This window comes from Pseudomonas neuropathica, from assembly GCF_051174785.1.
In the GTDB taxonomy this organism is placed as follows: Bacteria; Pseudomonadota; Gammaproteobacteria; order Pseudomonadales; family Pseudomonadaceae; genus Aquipseudomonas; species Aquipseudomonas neuropathica_A.
On sequence record NZ_CP195111.1, the window covers coordinates 5,802,212 to 5,818,335 of the forward strand.

General features: G+C 59.6%; 16 protein-coding genes. 8 read left to right on the plus strand and 8 right to left on the minus strand.

Annotation, left to right across the window (positions count from 1 at the left end):
• Window positions 1–208: 208 nt before the first annotated feature.
• On the plus strand, window positions 209–679 hold the full coding sequence (locus ACRRSD_RS26155) for a DUF1289 domain-containing protein (RefSeq protein ID WP_026000439.1): 471 nt from the start codon (window positions 209–211) through the stop codon (window positions 677–679).
• An 87-nt stretch (window positions 680–766) separates the two neighbouring features.
• On the opposite strand, the gene ACRRSD_RS26160 is transcribed toward ACRRSD_RS26155, so the two are convergent.
• Window positions 767–1,630, minus strand: a complete 864-nt coding sequence (locus tag ACRRSD_RS26160) for a universal stress protein (RefSeq protein ID WP_435036190.1) — start codon at window positions 1,628–1,630, stop codon at window positions 767–769.
• 159 nt (window positions 1,631–1,789) lie between these two features.
• Between ACRRSD_RS26160 and ACRRSD_RS26165 the strand changes: the two genes are divergently transcribed.
• The 3 genes from ACRRSD_RS26165 to ACRRSD_RS26175 all read left to right on the plus strand — a co-directional run bounded on the left by ACRRSD_RS26165 (window position 1,790) and on the right by ACRRSD_RS26175 (window position 4,573).
• Window positions 1,790–2,398, plus strand: a complete 609-nt coding sequence (locus tag ACRRSD_RS26165; protein WP_435036191.1) for a tRNA-(ms[2]io[6]A)-hydroxylase — start codon at window positions 1,790–1,792, stop codon at window positions 2,396–2,398.
• Between the two features lie 180 nt (window positions 2,399–2,578).
• Window positions 2,579–3,286, plus strand: a complete 708-nt coding sequence (locus tag ACRRSD_RS26170) for a winged helix-turn-helix domain-containing protein (RefSeq protein WP_435036192.1) — start codon at window positions 2,579–2,581, stop codon at window positions 3,284–3,286.
• Window positions 3,287–4,573, plus strand: coding sequence for an ATP-binding protein (locus tag ACRRSD_RS26175; protein WP_435036193.1), 1,287 nt, complete (start codon window positions 3,287–3,289; stop codon window positions 4,571–4,573).
• A 158-nt stretch (window positions 4,574–4,731) separates the two neighbouring features.
• On the opposite strand, the gene ACRRSD_RS26180 is transcribed toward ACRRSD_RS26175, so the two are convergent.
• On the minus strand, window positions 4,732–5,220 hold the full coding sequence (locus ACRRSD_RS26180; protein WP_435036194.1) for a GFA family protein: 489 nt from the start codon (window positions 5,218–5,220) through the stop codon (window positions 4,732–4,734).
• Between the two features lie 138 nt (window positions 5,221–5,358).
• On the opposite strand from ACRRSD_RS26180, the gene glsB reads away from it, so the two are divergent.
• Window positions 5,359–6,267, plus strand: coding sequence for a glutaminase B (gene glsB / locus ACRRSD_RS26185; protein WP_034152462.1), 909 nt, complete (start codon window positions 5,359–5,361; stop codon window positions 6,265–6,267).
• 189 nt (window positions 6,268–6,456) lie between these two features.
• Window positions 6,457–7,959, plus strand: a complete 1,503-nt coding sequence (locus ACRRSD_RS26190; RefSeq protein ID WP_435036195.1) for an aldehyde dehydrogenase family protein — start codon at window positions 6,457–6,459, stop codon at window positions 7,957–7,959.
• A 122-nt stretch (window positions 7,960–8,081) separates the two neighbouring features.
• On the opposite strand, the gene ACRRSD_RS26195 is transcribed toward ACRRSD_RS26190, so the two are convergent.
• The 3 genes from ACRRSD_RS26195 to cynS form a co-directional block, all read right to left on the minus strand.
• Window positions 8,082–8,741 carry a carbonic anhydrase gene (locus ACRRSD_RS26195; protein ID WP_150652467.1) on the minus strand — a complete coding sequence of 220 codons (660 nt, stop codon included), beginning with the start codon at window positions 8,739–8,741 and terminating at the stop codon, window positions 8,082–8,084.
• A gap of 12 nt (window positions 8,742–8,753) precedes the next feature.
• On the minus strand, window positions 8,754–8,990 hold the full coding sequence (locus ACRRSD_RS26200) for a DUF2790 domain-containing protein (RefSeq protein WP_435036196.1): 237 nt from the start codon (window positions 8,988–8,990) through the stop codon (window positions 8,754–8,756).
• Between the two features lie 81 nt (window positions 8,991–9,071).
• Window positions 9,072–9,539: a cyanase gene (gene cynS, locus ACRRSD_RS26205; protein WP_435036197.1), complete on the minus strand. Its 468-nt coding sequence runs from the start codon at window positions 9,537–9,539 to the stop codon at window positions 9,072–9,074.
• A 121-nt stretch (window positions 9,540–9,660) separates the two neighbouring features.
• Between cynS and cynR the strand changes: the two genes are divergently transcribed.
• A complete protein-coding gene (gene cynR / locus ACRRSD_RS26210; protein ID WP_435036198.1) occupies window positions 9,661–10,548 on the plus strand; it encodes a transcriptional regulator CynR in 888 nt (295 codons plus the stop codon).
• 257 nt (window positions 10,549–10,805) lie between these two features.
• Here the strand turns inward: cynR and ACRRSD_RS26215 are convergent, their stop codons facing one another.
• From ACRRSD_RS26215 to ACRRSD_RS26225, 3 genes are all read right to left on the minus strand, one after another.
• The gene (locus tag ACRRSD_RS26215; RefSeq protein WP_093437124.1) at window positions 10,806–11,135 is read right to left on the minus strand and encodes a hypothetical protein; all 330 of its coding nucleotides are present in this window, start codon (window positions 11,133–11,135) and stop codon (window positions 10,806–10,808) included.
• Between the two features lie 510 nt (window positions 11,136–11,645).
• Window positions 11,646–12,149, minus strand: a complete 504-nt coding sequence (locus tag ACRRSD_RS26220) for a GNAT family N-acetyltransferase (RefSeq protein ID WP_435036199.1) — start codon at window positions 12,147–12,149, stop codon at window positions 11,646–11,648.
• A 48-nt stretch (window positions 12,150–12,197) separates the two neighbouring features.
• Window positions 12,198–14,141, minus strand: coding sequence for a DNA topoisomerase III (locus tag ACRRSD_RS26225; protein ID WP_435036200.1), 1,944 nt, complete (start codon window positions 14,139–14,141; stop codon window positions 12,198–12,200).
• A 277-nt stretch (window positions 14,142–14,418) separates the two neighbouring features.
• On the opposite strand from ACRRSD_RS26225, the gene ACRRSD_RS26230 reads away from it, so the two are divergent.
• Window positions 14,419–15,825 (plus strand): serralysin family metalloprotease, encoded by a 1,407-nt coding sequence (locus ACRRSD_RS26230; RefSeq protein ID WP_435036201.1) that lies wholly within the window; start codon window positions 14,419–14,421, stop codon window positions 15,823–15,825.
• Window positions 15,826–16,124: the final 299 nt, after the last annotated feature.

Sequence of the window (16,124 nt, forward strand, 5' to 3'; positions counted from 1 at the left end):
TAACGGACATTGGCGCCTTAAAAGGCTGGCTGATTCTACGGCAAAAAAAATTTAAAGGTAAGTCGCGCTCTATTGGACTTTCGTGGCAATGCGCGTGGCCGGGCCAAACACTCAGTACGCCTGAGACCCTGATGTTTGAGGGGTGATCAATGCTCGACAAAGGGCTAACATGCCGACCTGTTCCGCGTTTCAGTGTTTTGCCTATCTTATGCCCAATCAGACCATCAAGACCCCCTGCGTCGGCCTCTGCTCCACTGTTTACGGTGATCTGGTGTGCCGTGGCTGCAAGCGTTTCCATCACGAAGTCATCCACTGGAATGGGTACAACGAGGAGGAAAAACGCGCGGTGTGGTTGCGTCTGGAGCAATTGCTGTCACAAGTGATGGCGGCCAAGGTCGAGATTTTCGATTCGGCGCGCCTGCGCGAGCAGCTCGAACAACGCAAGATCCGCTTCGTGCCGCATCAGTCGGAGTATTGCTGGGCGTATCAGCTGATCGCCCGTGGCGCGCGGGTGATCATTAATCTGGAAGCGTACGGGATGGTGTTGCTGCCGGAGTTTCGCGACTGGAGCCTGCCGGAACTGCGCGATGCCATTGATCGGGAATTCTTCCTGCTGTCGGAAGCGCACTATCAGCGCTACATTGCCCCCGGATTTCTCAAGGATGCCTTTGGCGCCTGAAGGTCAAAAGATCGCAGCGTGCCGCAGCTCCTACATGGGAATGCGTTCTACCTGTAGGAGCTGCCGAAGGCTGCGATCTTTTGATCTTTAATGCTTCACCGCCAACTCCACCAGATGATCCTCAACCTCCTGCGGTTTGAGCACCAGCACATCGCTCTCCAGTGCATCCAGCACAACTTCCGCCGTATTCCCGATCAATGCCCCGGACAACCCGGTGCGCGCCACGGTGCCAATCACGGTCACTGCCGCTTGCAGCTTGTGCGCCATGAACGGGATCAACACATCCGCCGGGCCTTCTTCGATGTGCAGATGTTCATCATCGACATCGAATTCCGCCTGAAACGCTCGGCATTGCTCGCGATAACGTGCTTCGATGGTTTCACTCAGTTGCAGTGTCGGGTCAGCAGCGGACAGCATCGGTGATGGATGCGCAGCGATCACATGCAGATGTGCTTTGGCCAGACTGGCAATGTCGTAGCCATGATCAATGATCGTCGTGTGCAGATGCCGGTGCTCACCATCGGCATTGCCCACGTCCACCGCCGCCAGAATCACCTTGTCCTTCCAGGAACCTGCGGTTTTCACCAGCAGCACCGGGGTAGGGCAGTGGCGCAACAGTTTCCAGTCCGCCGGGGTCAGCAGGGCTTTTTTCAGCGAGCTGTCGGGGAAATGCTGTTTGATTACCAGCCCGCAACCCTCGGCCTGCTGCACGTCAATGATGGTTTCGTGCAGGCTCTCGTTCCACGCCTGCTCGGTGGTCACGCTGTAGCCGTCGGCCAGCAACGAGGATTTGAGCACACCGAGCATGCCGGCGTGATCGTGCTTCTTGTCGCACACCAGCAGGTGCAGATGGGCCTGGGTCACGCCGGCGATCAACTTGGCGCGCTTGAGCGCCAGGCTTTCCGAATGTTCGGGTTCGATGACCACCAGAATGCTGCGAATGGCTTGCATGAGCGGAGTCTCCAGCAAAGAAAAGGCACGGCGTTGCACAACTATAGTTGCTGCTCGATCGTGCGCGACTTGATGCATATCAACGCGCGCGGCTGGTGGTCTGCGGACAGGCCGGTATAATCGGCGCCCTTCGCTCGAACACCCTTTACCGTGAGCCCCATGATCCTTCCCGAAATCCACGAATTCCTTGGCTGCCGCACCCCCGACGCCTGGGTTCAGGCCGCCCTGGCCGATCAGGAAACCCTGCTGATCGACCACAAGAACTGCGAGTTCAAGGCCGCCAGCACTGCCCTGAGCCTGATAGCCAAGTACCATTCCCACGTCGACCTGATCAACATGATGTCGCGTCTGGCCCGGGAAGAGCTGGTGCACCACGAGCAGGTCATGCGCATCATGAAACGGCGCAAGATCGAACTGCGCCAGCTCCACGCCGGTCGTTACGCCTCGGGCTTGCGCAAGGTCGTGCGCAGCCATGAACCGGTGAAACTGGTCGATACGCTGGTGGTCGGCGCGTTTATCGAAGCACGCAGTTGCGAGCGTTTCGAAGCGCTGGTGCCGCATCTGGACGAAGAACTCGGCAAGTTCTACTTTGGCCTGCTGAAAAGCGAGGCGCGGCATTTTCAGGGTTATCTGAAGCTGGCTTATCAGTACGGCGATGCGAAAGATATTGCCCAGGTCATCGAAAAAGTCCGCGTCGCCGAGCAGGAACTGATCGAGTCGCCGGATGAAGAGTTTCGCTTCCACAGCGGTGTGCCTGCCACTGTCTGAAGATCAAAAGATCGTCCGAAGGCTGCGATCTTTTTCCTTTATTGTAAAAAACTCTTAAGAGTATGAAACATCGTCAAAAACCGGCCCCAGCGGCCGGTTTTTGCTGCCTGAAACAAACGCCACCCCCACGAAAGCCGCCATAATGCCGACCACTTCACACATGGGCGGCAGACGGTCGTTATGGATAACCTGGGTTTTGGCAAACTCCTGCTGGTGGAAGACGATGAGCGTCTCGCTGCGCTGATTGCACACTTTCTCGAACAACACGGCTACGAGGTACGCACGGTGCATCGCGGCGACCTGGCCGTGGCTGCCTTTCTGGAGTTCAGGCCGAAAGTCGTGGTGCTCGACCTGATGTTGCCGGGGCAGAGCGGTCTGCACGTGTGCCGGGAGATTCGCAGCGTGTCGGACACGCCGATCGTGATCCTGACGGCCAAGGAAGACGATCTCGACCATATCCTCGGTCTGGAGTCCGGCGCCGATGATTACGTAATCAAACCGATCAAGCCACCGGTGTTGCTGGCCCGGCTGCGCGCGTTGCAACGGCGGCAGGTGCCGGACAGCAACGTGGTGAGTTTTATGGAGTTTGGCCAGTTGAGCGTTGACCGCAGTTGCCGTGAAGTGCGGCTGGCGGGCGAGGTCATCGAAATGACCACCATGGAATTCGAGCTGCTGTGGTTGCTGGCCAGCGCCGCCGGCAAGGTGCTGTCCCGTGATGACATTCTCAATCGTATGCGCGGGATTGCCTTCGACGGGCTCAATCGCAGCGTCGACGTGTACATCAGCAAGTTGCGCAACAAGCTTAAGGACAATCCCCGCGAGCCGATGTGTATCAAGACCGTGTGGGGCAAGGGTTATCTGTTCAATCCGTTCGCGTGGGAGCTTTAGATGCTGCGGTTATTTTTCGGGCTGTTTCTGGTCATGACGATCGGTCTGGTGCTGGCGTTGCAGACGGTTGAACGCACCTTTGATGCCTTGCTCGATTATCAGATGCAGGACTACAACCGCGAGGCTGTGCGGGGGCAAGCGTGGACGTTGGCTCAGCAGTTGCATGACCTCGACGGCCCGGCCCGGGAAAACCAGCTGGAAACGATCCGCCCGCATTACGGTTTGGGGCTGACGCTGGTCGACGCCTCTGAATTGACACTGAGCGAAACGGAAAAAGCCGAGCTGGCCAAGGGGCTGCTGGTGATCCGTGACAAATACACCCAGTACATTTCGGCGATTGACGATGGCCCGCAACTGCTCAGCATCCGCTTGCCGGCCGAGCCGAGTCTGATGCCGTTCTACATAGCCGGCGCCTACCTGATGATTGCCGTGATGATCGGCATCGTCCTGTTTTTCTGGGTGCGTCCGCACTGGCGTGATCTGGAGAAACTGCGTCTGGCCGCCGAGCGTTTCGGCGACAACGATCTGTCGGTGCGCATTCAATTGTCGAAACGCTCGAACATCCGCGATCTGGCCGAGCACTTCAACCTGATGGCGGCGCGCATCGAGGGTCTGATCGCCAATCAGCGCGAACTGACCAATGCCGTGTCCCACGAATTGCGCACGCCGATCGCGCGGCTGTCGTTTGAACTCGATCAACTCAAGCAGCAACCGGATGCCAGCCAGAACCGCGAGCTGATTGCCGACATGTACGCCGACCTCGGTGAGCTGGAGGAGATGGTTTCCGAACTGCTCACTTACGCCAGCCTCGAGCGCGGCGCGACGGTGATCAAGCGTGAAAACATTCAGGCGGCCAATTGGCTCGACAGCGTGGTCGGCAGCGTGGCGCTGGAGGCCGAAGCGGCGGGCGTGCAGTTGCTGATCGGTGACTGCCGGCTCGACACCGTGCGCATCGAACCGCGATTCATGGCGCGGGCGGTGATCAATCTGCTGCGCAATGCGATTCGCTACGCCGAGCAGCGCGTTGAAGTGACGCTGGTGCGCACGGGTGATTATTACGAAGTGCGGGTCAATGACGACGGGCCGGGAGTGCCGGTGCACGGGCGGGAGAAAATCTTTGAGCCGTTTTCGCGGCTGGATGCCAGCCGGGATCGCCGCACCGGCGGGTTTGGTTTGGGCCTGGCGTTGGTGCGCCGGGTGTCGCAATCCCATGGCGGGCAGGTTGAGGTGGGCGATTCCCCTTGGGGTGGGGCGTCGTTCCGGATGACTTGGGCGCATCTGGATTAATGCTGTGGCCTGTACCGGCCCCTTCGCGAGCAGCTCCCACAAATGGAGTGCGTTCTCCTGTGGGAGCGAGCCTGCTCGCGAAAGCGTCGGGACAGTCAGCATGGGTGTGTCTGATCCACCGCTATCGCGAGCAGGCTCACTCCTACAGGGGGCACGGTTCAGCGGGTCAAGCCGAGGCGCTCATGCCACTGGGCAATCGATTCTTCGGGATATTCGTCAAATTGCCGGTCCTTGGGTTTCGCCTCGACTTCGACCCAGGTTGCTTTCGAACCAAGCATCAAATGCGTGTGCTCCGGCGGCACCGGCAATGCTGTGTCGATGGCCGAGGCGAACGGGTGGATCAACTCCGGCCATTCCGGGCTGAACAACCACAAGCCGCTGCCGCACAGTGAGCAGAAATGCCGCTCGGCCGTGCTGCGATGGGCGCGTTTGTCGCCTTCGTCTTTCATCTTCGCGTGGTAAACGCTGATGTGTTTGCGCCCGCGCACCTTGAGGCTGGTCGCGTCGCCGCCGAGGTTGATCGCATAACCGCCACCGCCTTGGGTCTTGCGGCAGATCGAGCAATAGCAGCGTTGATAAGGGTAGGGATGGGCGCTGGTGAGGCTGAACGTGACCTCGCCGCAATGGCAGGAGCCTTCGAGATGCATGGGTGCTCTCCGGTTTCTGAATGTGCGGTTGAGCCTAGAACATTCAGTGCGATGCAGGCCGGTGTGATTCGACGGGCGGGCGCAGCGTCTAGCCCCAGTGTCCCCGCAATCCCATGGGGCGAGACTTCGGAACCCGGCATGCAAGCGCTGTTGAACGAGATTCTTGACGCTGTCCGCCCGCTGATCGGGCAGGGCAAGGTGGCTGACTACATTCCTGCTCTCGGCACCGTGCCGGCCAATCAACTGGGCATCGCCGTGTACGGCAACGACGGCGAGATGTACTGCGCCGGTGACGCCGAGACGCCGTTCTCGGTGCAGAGTATTTCCAAAGTGTTCAGCCTGGTGCAGGCGATCGACCATTCCGGCGAAGCGATCTGGGAGCGCCTCGGCCATGAGCCATCCGGGCAGCCGTTCAACTCGCTGGTGCAGCTGGAATTCGAGCGCGGCCGGCCGCGCAATCCTTTCATCAATGCCGGTGCGCTGGTGATCTGCGATATCAACCAGTCGCGCTTCGCCGCACCGACCCTGTCGATGCGCGACTTTGTCCGACGCCTGTCGGGCAATCCGCAGATCATGATCGACGGCAAAGTCGCCGACTCCGAATACCAGCACCGCGCGCGCAATGCGGCGATGGCGTATCTGATGCAGTCGTTCGGCAACTTTCACAACGATGTTGAAGCGGTGCTGCGCAGCTATTTCAGCCACTGCGCGTTGCGCATGAACTGCATTGATCTGGCCCGGGCTTTCTGCTTTCTGGCCAATGACGGGTTCTGCAAACACAGCGGCGAACAGATCCTGACGCGCCGGCAAACCCAGCAGGTCAACTCGATCATGGCCACCAGCGGGCTGTACGACGAAGCGGGCAACTTCGCTTATCGCGTCGGCTTGCCAGGCAAGAGCGGCGTCGGTGGCGGGATTGTTGCGGTGGTGCCGGGGCAGTTCACGGTGTGCGTGTGGTCGCCGGAGTTGAATGCGGCGGGGAACTCGCTGGCGGGCATGGCGGCGCTGGAGATGCTCAGTTCGCGGATTGGCTGGTCAGTCTTCTGACCCGATCCGCCAAACACCGCAAAACCCTGTGGGAGCGAGCCTGCTCGCGAAGGCGTCAGGTCAGCCAACATTGATGTATCAGATCCAGCGCTTTCGCGAGCAGGCTCGCTCCCACAGGGTTAGCGGTTGCTTTGGAGGATTGTGTTCCTATACATTTTCCGGCCGCTCCCTGCATGGTGAATCCGCTTCATGTCTCTCGCGCTCGAACGTCTAGTCGCTGGCACGCCGATCCCTTTCGCTGGTAACCGCGTCACCGTGGTCAGCCCCGAACTGGCCGCGCGCTTTCAGCCCGGTGACCACCTGCTGGTCGAGCAGGTCAGTGGTGAGTTGCTGCTGATTCCCGTGGCCGATCAACAGGCGGCGTCCGTGGCGATTGAGCGTGCGGCAGCGGCATTCACCGCGTTGTCGGCGGTGTCCGATGAGGCGATCAGCCAGTTTTTCGACCTGTTCGCGCAACGACTGGAAACCCCGGCGTGCTGGGCGCAGATCGAATCCGCCAACCTCGCCGATATCGAGCGAGCCAAGGCGCGCGGCCGTTCCACCACCCGACTGCTCGCCGATGAGCGCATGCGCCGCGACATGATCGCTGGTCTGCGCGCCTGGCGAGATGCCGCCGCCACGCGCGGTAAAGTCATCAGCAGCGTCGAGCACGACGGCTGGAAGGTCGAGCAAGTGGTGTCGCCGTTGGGCATCGTCGCGTTTGTCTTTGAAGGTCGGCCGAACGTGTTCGCCGACGCCGCCGGTGTTTTACGCACCGGCAATACCGCTGTGCTGCGCATTGGCAGCGATGCGTTGGGCACTGCGCAAGCCATCGTCACTCACGCCTTGAACCCGGCGCTGGCCGATGCCGGTCTGCCGGCCGGTGCGGTGTCGTTAGTGGAAAGCGTCAATCATGCGGCCGGTTGGGCGATGTTCGCTGATCGACGCTTGTCGCTGGCGGTGGCGCGCGGTTCGGGTCGCGCGGTCAGTCAGTTGGGCAGCATTGCTCAGCAGGCAGGCACCGCCGTCAGCCTGCACGGCACAGGTGGCGCGTGGTTGATCGCCGACCGTGCTGCGGACGCCACACGCTTTGCCGCCGTGGTGCGCAACTCGCTGGACCGTAAAGTGTGCAACACGCTCAACGTCTGCCTGATCCAGCGTGATCGCGCGGCGGAACTGGTGCCGTTGTTTCTTGATGCGCTGCAACAGGCCGGCACCGCGCGTGGCCAGGGCTGCAAATTGCACATCGTCGAAGGCAGCGAAGGCTGCTTGCCGAGTGAGTGGCAGAACGCGACGGTCGAGGTCTACCGCGCCGAGGGTTATCAGACCGAAGCACTGGCAGAACCCTTGGCAGAGTCCGAATTGGGCCGCGAGTGGGAATGGGAAGAAACCCCGGAAGTCAGCCTGATGATCGTCGATGACCTGGATCAGGCGATTGCGTTGTTCAATCGTTACAGTCCGCAATTTACCGTGTCGTTGATCAGTGAGGATGCGCAAGTGCAGGAGCGCTTTTACAACGCGGTGAATGCGCCGTTTGTGGGCAATGGCATTACTCGTTGGGTCGATGGGCAGTACGCGTTGAACAAGCCGGAGTTGGGTCTTTCGAACTGGGAGAGCGGGCGCTTGTTTGCACGCAGTGCGATTCTTTCGGGGGATGGCGTGTTCACCGTGCGTAGCCGCATGACCCAGATCGATCTCACGGTAAAACGTTGATCTGGCGGACAATGATCGTTCCCACGCTCCAGCGTGGGAACGCAGCCCGTGACGCTCCGCGTCACTGGACGCAGAGCGTCCCCTGAGGCATTCCCACGCAGAGCGTGGGAACGATCAGTTGCTCAGGCCGCGTGGGTGGTTTGTGCATGGATCGCGCAAGTCGCCGGTTGCTCGGCCAGCGGCACAAACGTGCGGCGGTCCGATGACAGCGCATCGACCGAGCCGGTCTCGATGTCATACACCCAGCCATGCAGGTTCAGCAGGCCTTTTTCCTGAGCCAGACGCACGCTCGGGTGGGTCTGAATGTTCGCCAGTTGCGCGATCACGTTCTCGCGCACCATCGAACTCAATTTCGCTGCATCATTGGCATGTGGCCGCGCCTCGTTAACCACTTTCGCCGACTCGGCATGCTGCAGCCACCCGCTGACCGCAGGCAGGTGATCCATGCATTTACACTTCGCGATCGCGGTCATCGCACCGCAGTCAGAATGCCCGCAGATCACAATGTCGGTCACTCCAAGCACCGCCACCGCGTACTCCACCGTCGCCGAAACCCCGCCCGGATGCGGGCTGTAGGACGGCACGATATTACCGGCATTGCGGATCACGAACAGCTCGCCGGGTTCTTGCTGGGTCAGTAATTCCGGCACGACACGGCTGTCAGAACAGGTGATGAACAAGGTGCCGGGCTGTTGCGTGGTCGCCAGGTGTTTGAACAGTTCGGTGCGTTGCGGGAACGCTTCGCTCTGGAATTTCAGGAAGCCATCAATCAGGTTTTTCATGGTGTTGTCCTCTCAGTTCGAGCAACCGCTGCCGAATTCGCTGTATTGAAGAATGTGTTTGCCGCCGTGGCTGTCCAGATACGTCATCTCCACCGGCACCACGCCACACACATCGGCAACCGGGGTAATGCTCAGCACTTGGGCGATATCCAACTGCATGCCGTAGCGGTAGGCGACGGCCTCGTCAGCGGCAAATGCCTGGGCGTGAAAACCGCCGAGCAGGGCCACAATCAACAGAATTTTTTGCATGGGGCAGCCTCCAGATCTGTTGGATGACGGGTAGCCATTTGGGTTGGGTTGGCCCGCACGCAGGGTGCGGGCCAGTGCGGATCAGAATGGACGCAGGGGCAGGAACTTGCCGTCGAGGGTGACCACGGCGCGGGAACCGCCTTCCGGGTCTTCGACTTTCTTGATGTCGAGTTTGAAGTTGATTGCGCTGATGATGCCGTCGCCGAACTGCTCGTGAACCAAGGCTTTGAGGGTGGTGCCGTAGATCTGGATCATCTCGTGGAAGCGGTAGATGGTCGGGTCGGTCGGCACACCGCTGAGGCTGCCACGCAGCGGGATGATCTGCATCGCCGCGACGTCTTCAACGCTTAGCTCCAACTTGTCACCGACCACTTGGGCGGCGTTTTCCGGCAGCGGATGCTGGCCGAGCAGGGCAGCGGTGACGTACGCCAGGCTGAGGCCGGTGCCGTCGGCGAGATCCTGCCACGACAGACCTTTGCGTGCCTTGGCGTCGAGAATGCGGGTGGTCAGGGCCAGGCTGGTGTCGTTGTAGGCGTGGGACTGTTGCATGGTGGCACTCCTTTCTGGGGTTGGCTTGCTGTGTGGGATTGATCTTCTGCCGATTCATTCATAGCGTCCAAGACCGATATACAATGCTTGGCATAAGTCCTGCCTATAGATGGTGATTCCCATGCTGCTGCGACATTTGCGTTATCTGCTGGCCGTTGCCGATCACGGCGGCTTCACCCGTGCCGCCGAGGCGTTGCATGTGTCGCAGCCGACCCTGTCGCAGCAGATTCGCCAACTGGAGGAAACCTTGGGAGTGAACCTGTTTGATCGCACCTCGCGTACGGTCAAACCCACCGATGCCGGCGAGGCCTACATCGAATGCGCGCGGCGGGTGCTGGTGGAGTTGGAGGCGGGTAAACGCGCGTTACATGACGTGAAGGATTTGTCTCGCGGGACATTGCGGCTAGCGATGACGCCGACGTTCATGGCGTATCTGGTCGGACCGCTGGTGCGCGACTTTGCCGCACGGTATCCGGGGATACATCTGGAGATCTTCGAGTTGTCGATGGACGACATTGAGGCGGGGCTGGCGGATGACTCGCTGGATATTGCGATTGCCTTTACGCCGGTACGCAGCCCTGATATCGAGTGTATTCCGGCGTTTACCGAGACGTTGGGGATCATGGTCGGGCGGGAGCATCCGCTGTATGCCAGCAATTCGGTACTGACGCCGGAAGATATTGCGTCACTGGATTTTGCCTTGTTGGCGCCGGACTTCATTACGCGGTTATCGGTGGATGAGTATTTCCGTCAGCAGGGGATTACGCCGCAGGTGCGGATCGAGGTGAATTCGGTGAGTACGTTGCTGGAAGTGGTGCGTTGTTCGCCGATGGCGACGATGTTGCCGCAGGCGATTGCGACTGAGGACCGGGCGTTGCACCGATTGCGCGTGGAGAGTGAAGCGCCGCAGCGTGGGGCGGCTGTGTTGCGGCGGCGCAATAATTATCACAGTGCGGCGGCGGTGGCGTTTGTGGAATTGGTGTTGGACATGGGAAGCCCCTCACCCTAACCCTCTCCCAGTGGGAGAGGGGACTGACCGAGGGATGTTGGAGTAATACGCCGACCTGAGAGTGTTTTGCTGAATCCATAATCAACGCGGTGTTCCGGGTTAACGGATGACTTGAGAACACTCGGTCGGCTCCCTCTCCCTCCGGGAGAGGGCTGGGGTGAGGGGCTACAACTCCAGTCACGCCAAATCAATGCAAGCGAACAAAAAAGGCCTGCTTCCCTTAAGGAAGCAGGCCTTTCAATTATTTAATGACTAACTCAGCAGAACCGATCAATCACCCGAACTTCATTCTTGTTCTGCATCGAATCCCACGCCTGTTTCAGCGTTTGCAGAACATTACCGATGAAGTCCTTGTCGGCCGCAGCCTTCTTGCCAACATAACCGTGGCCACGGCGGTACATCTTCAAGCGGGCCAGCAGGTTCTGATGGTTGCGGTCGAACTCGTCTTCGTCAGCATGGGTCGCCAGGCAGTCGATATGCACCTGCCCCGACTTGCTGATCCAGAGAATATGGCTGTCGTGGCTGTCTTTTTGCGCAGCGAACATACGAGCCAGTTCTTCGATAGTTGGTTGATTGTTCAGATTCATGATATTGCCCCTTGACCAGTCTGGTGATCTTTCAAAGTTGATTCGCTAATACAGGTAGCCCATCGGTTAGTTGATCCCTGGCACCGAAACCAGGACGTCAGCGCTCGCCCGTGTGCAATACGGGGTCGTGCATCTGTTGCATGTAGTCGTGTTGAATAACTGCTACGCAATAGCGTCACAACGAGGAGAAGCAGCGAAAACCGGGAGGCTCCTTGACGACATTTACCGTGTCGACCACAAGCGTCTTGAGAATTTTCGCCAGCGCTTCTCGTCCTTGTACTGGACGTTCAGGCCAGGTCAGCTTCTTCAATCTGCCTTGTGGGCAGCGTGTATCCGGAAAAAACAACTCGGCGGTCAGACGAGTTTGCTCAAGCGTGTTACCGATGTTCCCGATCGGGGAACGTCTTCATCATGCAAAAGCAAAACGACGCCGTCAACGGTTTTGTAGTGATTATTTTTGTTCACTACATATTGTCGGACAAAGCTGTTTTGGAATGAGAAAGAATCCGTTCAGGCAACGGAAAAAGGTGTGTTCAGCACGTAGAAGGTGCACGGATAGCCGTCCACTTCGCGCTGCTGGCGGGTGAAATCGCCGCCGCTCAATTGCGGGATGAGCCCAGCCCAGAAGCGCTGTGCCGGCAGGTTGGCGTCGATATGGAAAATCTGCCATTGACCGGGGATCTGGCTCAAGAGGGCAGAGACGACAAACTGCGCGACGCCTTGGCCACGAAAGCGCCGGGCGATGAAAAAGTAGCCGATGTTGTGTTCGGCACCAGGGATATGGATTTCCTTATCGACGGTCACGAAGCCGGCCAGTTCGCCGTCGACCTGGATCAGGAACGGTCGAGTGGCCGGGTGGCGCCAGTAGTCGATTTTCGGCTGGATAGAGAAGAAGCCGTGTTCGGCGAGCTTCAGCGGCAGCCACTCGCTGAAGTCGTACATGTAGAACTGCATGAGGTTTTCGATGATTTCCAGCTCATCGCGCTGAGCGGGGTGCAGTTCGATATTGGCCATGCGCCGGATTCCTGAAAGTGCTGAGCCTTGCAGAAACACTAGCGGGTTTTATTTGCCTGACGGTTTCGCTGCGCGTTTTGTCGTACCCGTGGTTTTGCTGCGGGTCGATTTGCGTTTCTTCTTCCACGGTGCCGCCGCTTTACCGGCCGGTGGCGGGCCGCTGATGGCCAGGCTGAGGCTGGAGCAACGCGTCACCTGTTTGCTCATCCATGCCGCTTGCTTGGTGACGAACTCTTCAAGACTCATTTCGCCGCTTTGCACCATGTCCAGCGCCTGCTCCCAGATCGCCGTGGTGCCGGGGTCGGCAATCGCGCGTGGCACCGCGTCGATCAGGCTGAACGCCGCCGGCGTAGCAGCGAGGGCCTTGCCGTTTTTCACCAGATAGCCACGGTCAATCAAACCCTGAATGATCGACGCGCGGGTGGCTTCGGTGCCGATACCGGTGGTGTCCTTGAGTTTCTGTTTGAGCAGCGGATCTTCTACCAGTTTGGCGACGTTTTTCATCGCCTTGATCAGATCGCCTTCGGTGTAGGGTTTGGGCGGTTGCGTCCACAGATCCTTGAACTTCACGTCAGCCACCGCGCACTCCACGCCTTGCGTAAGTGCCGGCAAGGTTTGCGGCGCGGGTGCCTCGCGGCCCTTGGCCGCTGCCAGTGCTTCGGGCAGAGCACGCTTCCAGCCCGATTCGATGATTTGCTTGCCGACCGCGCGCAACGCCTCACCGGCGCAATCGAAATCGGCCTGGGTGCGATCGTATTCGTGATTTGGCAGAAACTGCGCCAGATAGCGTGCGCGGATCAGCGTGTACACCGCGCGATGCTTGCCGCTCAGGCGTTCAAGATTCTTCGCAGCAGCGGTAGGGATAATGCCGTGGTGAGCGCTGACCTTGGCGTCGTTCCATGCCCGGGATTTGCGTTGCGGCTCCAGAAACCCGTTGAGCGCCTCAAGGCCCGGATCGGCCTGACGCAACGCGGCGAGAATCCCCGGTGCCTCGCTGTGCTGGCTCACGGGCAGGTAACCGCAATCACTGCGCGGGTAAGTGATGACCTTGTAGGTTTCGTAGAGCGCCTGGGCAATGTCGAGGGTTTCCTGCGCGCCGAGGCCGAGCTTCTTCGAACAGACTTCCTGCAAGGTGCCGAGATCGAAGGGCAGGGGCGCCACCTCACGCATGCGCTCGGTTTTCAGCTTGACCACCCGGGCACTCGCAGCGCTGCTGATCGCAGCCGCCGCTTGCTCGGCCAGCGCCTGATTCAGGCAGCGATCCTGATCGTCACAGACATCCGAAGGCGCCCGCCACTGCGCGGTAAACGGGATGCCGTTGTGCAGCAGATCGACATCGATCGCCCAGAATGGCACCGGCACGAAATCGGCGATGCTGCGGTCGCGATCGACCACCAGCCGCAAGGTTGGCGTTTGCACCCGGCCTACCGGCAACACGCCTTGATAACCCGATTGCCGACCGAGCAGCGTGAACAGCCGGCTCATGTTCATGCCGATCAGCCAGTCCGCTCGCGAGCGGCCCAGCGCCGAGTGGTACAGGCTGAAGGTTTCGGCCCCAGGTTTCAGCGCGGCCAAAGCCTTGCGGATCGAAGCTTCGTCCAGCGCCGACAGCCACAACCGACGGATCGGCCCGCGATAACGGCAGTGCTCGACCAGTTCCCGGGCGATCATCTCGCCCTCACGGTCGGCGTCGGTGGCGATGATCAGTTCGCTGGCCTCGCCGAGCAGGCGCTTGACTGCTTTGTACTGGCTGGCGGTACGCGGCTTGACGGTCATTTTCCACTTGTCCGGAATGATCGGCAGATCGGCCAGCACCCAGCGCTTGTAGCGCGCGTCATAGGCATCCGGCGGCGCGGTTTCGAGCAAGTGGCCGATGCACCAGGTCACCGTGACATCCGTTCCCAGCCAGCAGCCGTCGCCCCGACGCTTGGCGCCGAGCACGGCCGCAATGTCTTTGGCCTGGGAGGGTTTTTCACAGAGGTACAGCCGCATAACCACCATCGTCGATCAAGGTCGGAACAGGTGCACAGAATGGCCGGACTTGGCGTCAGGGGCAACTTTTATCTGTATGGATATACAGATAAAAAGCGTTGCAGCAGGTGACGGGCAATACAGGGACGCAGACCGGGCTATCGAGAAATTGATTAGCGCCCGGTATGCGCCTGTGTCAGGTTTTTCGCCGATTCAAACACGCGAGTGACAGGACGATCTCGCCAGAAGATCGCCGTGGTCTGTCGACACTGACTACTCAGAAACAAGGAAGTCCATCATGGCTCAAGCCAAATCGAAAACCAGCAGCGCCTTCGACGAAATCGATACGTTCAGCCACCTGTATGACCGTGGTGTCGGGCTGGTCAATGGCAAACCCTCATTCACCGCCGACCAGGCTGCTGATGAAATCCTGCGCAAAGGCCTGTCATGGGGCGACAAGAACGCTGACGGCAAGATCGACCTCAGTTACACCTTCCTGACCGAGAAGCCGGCGAACTACAACGTCAAACTGGGCAACTTCAGCGAGTTCAGCGCCCAGCAAAAGGCCCAAGCCGTGCTGGCCATGCAATCCTGGGCTGATGTCGCCAACGTCACCTTCACTGAAGGCAAGGGCGGCGATGGCCACATGACGTTCGGTAATTACGATGTCAGCACCGGTGGCGCAGCGTTCGCTTACCTGCCGAGCGGCGGCAGCTATGACGGCCAGTCGTGGTACTTGATCAACGATCAGTATCAGGTCAACAAAAACCCGGACACCAACAACTACGGGCGCCAGACCCTGACCCACGAGATAGGCCATACCTTGGGCCTTTCACACCCGGGCGCGTACAACGCCGGTAATGGCAACCCGACCTATAACGACGCCAAGTACGCTGAAGATACCCGCGGCTACAGCCTGATGAGCTACTGGAGTGAAGCCAATACCGACCAGAACTTCAGCAAGGACGGCAGCGGCGCGTACGCTTCGGCGCCATTGCTGGACGATATCGTCGCGGTGCAGAAACTGTATGGTGCCAACTACGCGACCCGCGCCGATGACACCACGTACGGCTTCAACTCCAATGCCGAGCGCGATTTCTACAGCGCCTCTTCGGCGTCCTCCAAAGTGGTTTTCTCGGTGTGGGATGGCGGCGGTAATGACACACTGGATTTCTCCGGCTTCAGCCAGAACCAGAAGATTAACCTCAATGCAGGCTCGTTCTCCGATGTTGGTGGTCTGGTCGGTAACGTGTCCATCGCGCACGGCGTGACCGTGGAAAATGCCATCGGTGGTTCAGGCAATGACCTGCTGATCGGTAACGCCGTTGCCAACGAACTGGTCGGCGGTGCCGGTAATGACATCCTTTACGGTGCTGGCGGCGGCGATACCTTGTGGGGCGGTGCCGGCGCAGACACCTTCGTGTTTGGCGCGGCCAACGATTCGACCATGACGGCGCCGGACTGGATCATGGATTTCACCAGCGGCCTGGACAAGATCGACCTGTCGGGGATCGCCGGTTTCGCCACGGGCGCAGCGTCGTTGAATTTTGTCAGCGGTTTCACTGGGCATGCGGGCGATGCGATTCTGACTTACTTCGCGCAGACCAATCAGACCAGCCTGATGGTTGACCTGACGGGGCAGGGTTCGGTGGACTTTGCCGTGGGTGTGGTGGGGCAAGCGGTGGCGACTGATATCCTTGCGTGATGCCTGAAGAACGGCCCTCACCCTAACCCTCTCCCAGTGGGAGAGGGGACTGATTGGGGGATGCTACAGAAATACATCGACCTGATAGCGCATTGCCGAATCCATAATCGAAACCGCACGTTCAGGTCGATGTAGACCGAAAGACACCACCGTAGGCTCCCTCTCCCTCGGGGCGGTCCGACGTTTCGGGTGGGCTGGGGTGAGGGGCTTTTGAAGTTGATGGGCCGTTCAGCTGTAAACCCAACCCAACCCGCACCAATGGGCTATACCTGAACCGGTCTCTTCGCCGTATCCAGGAG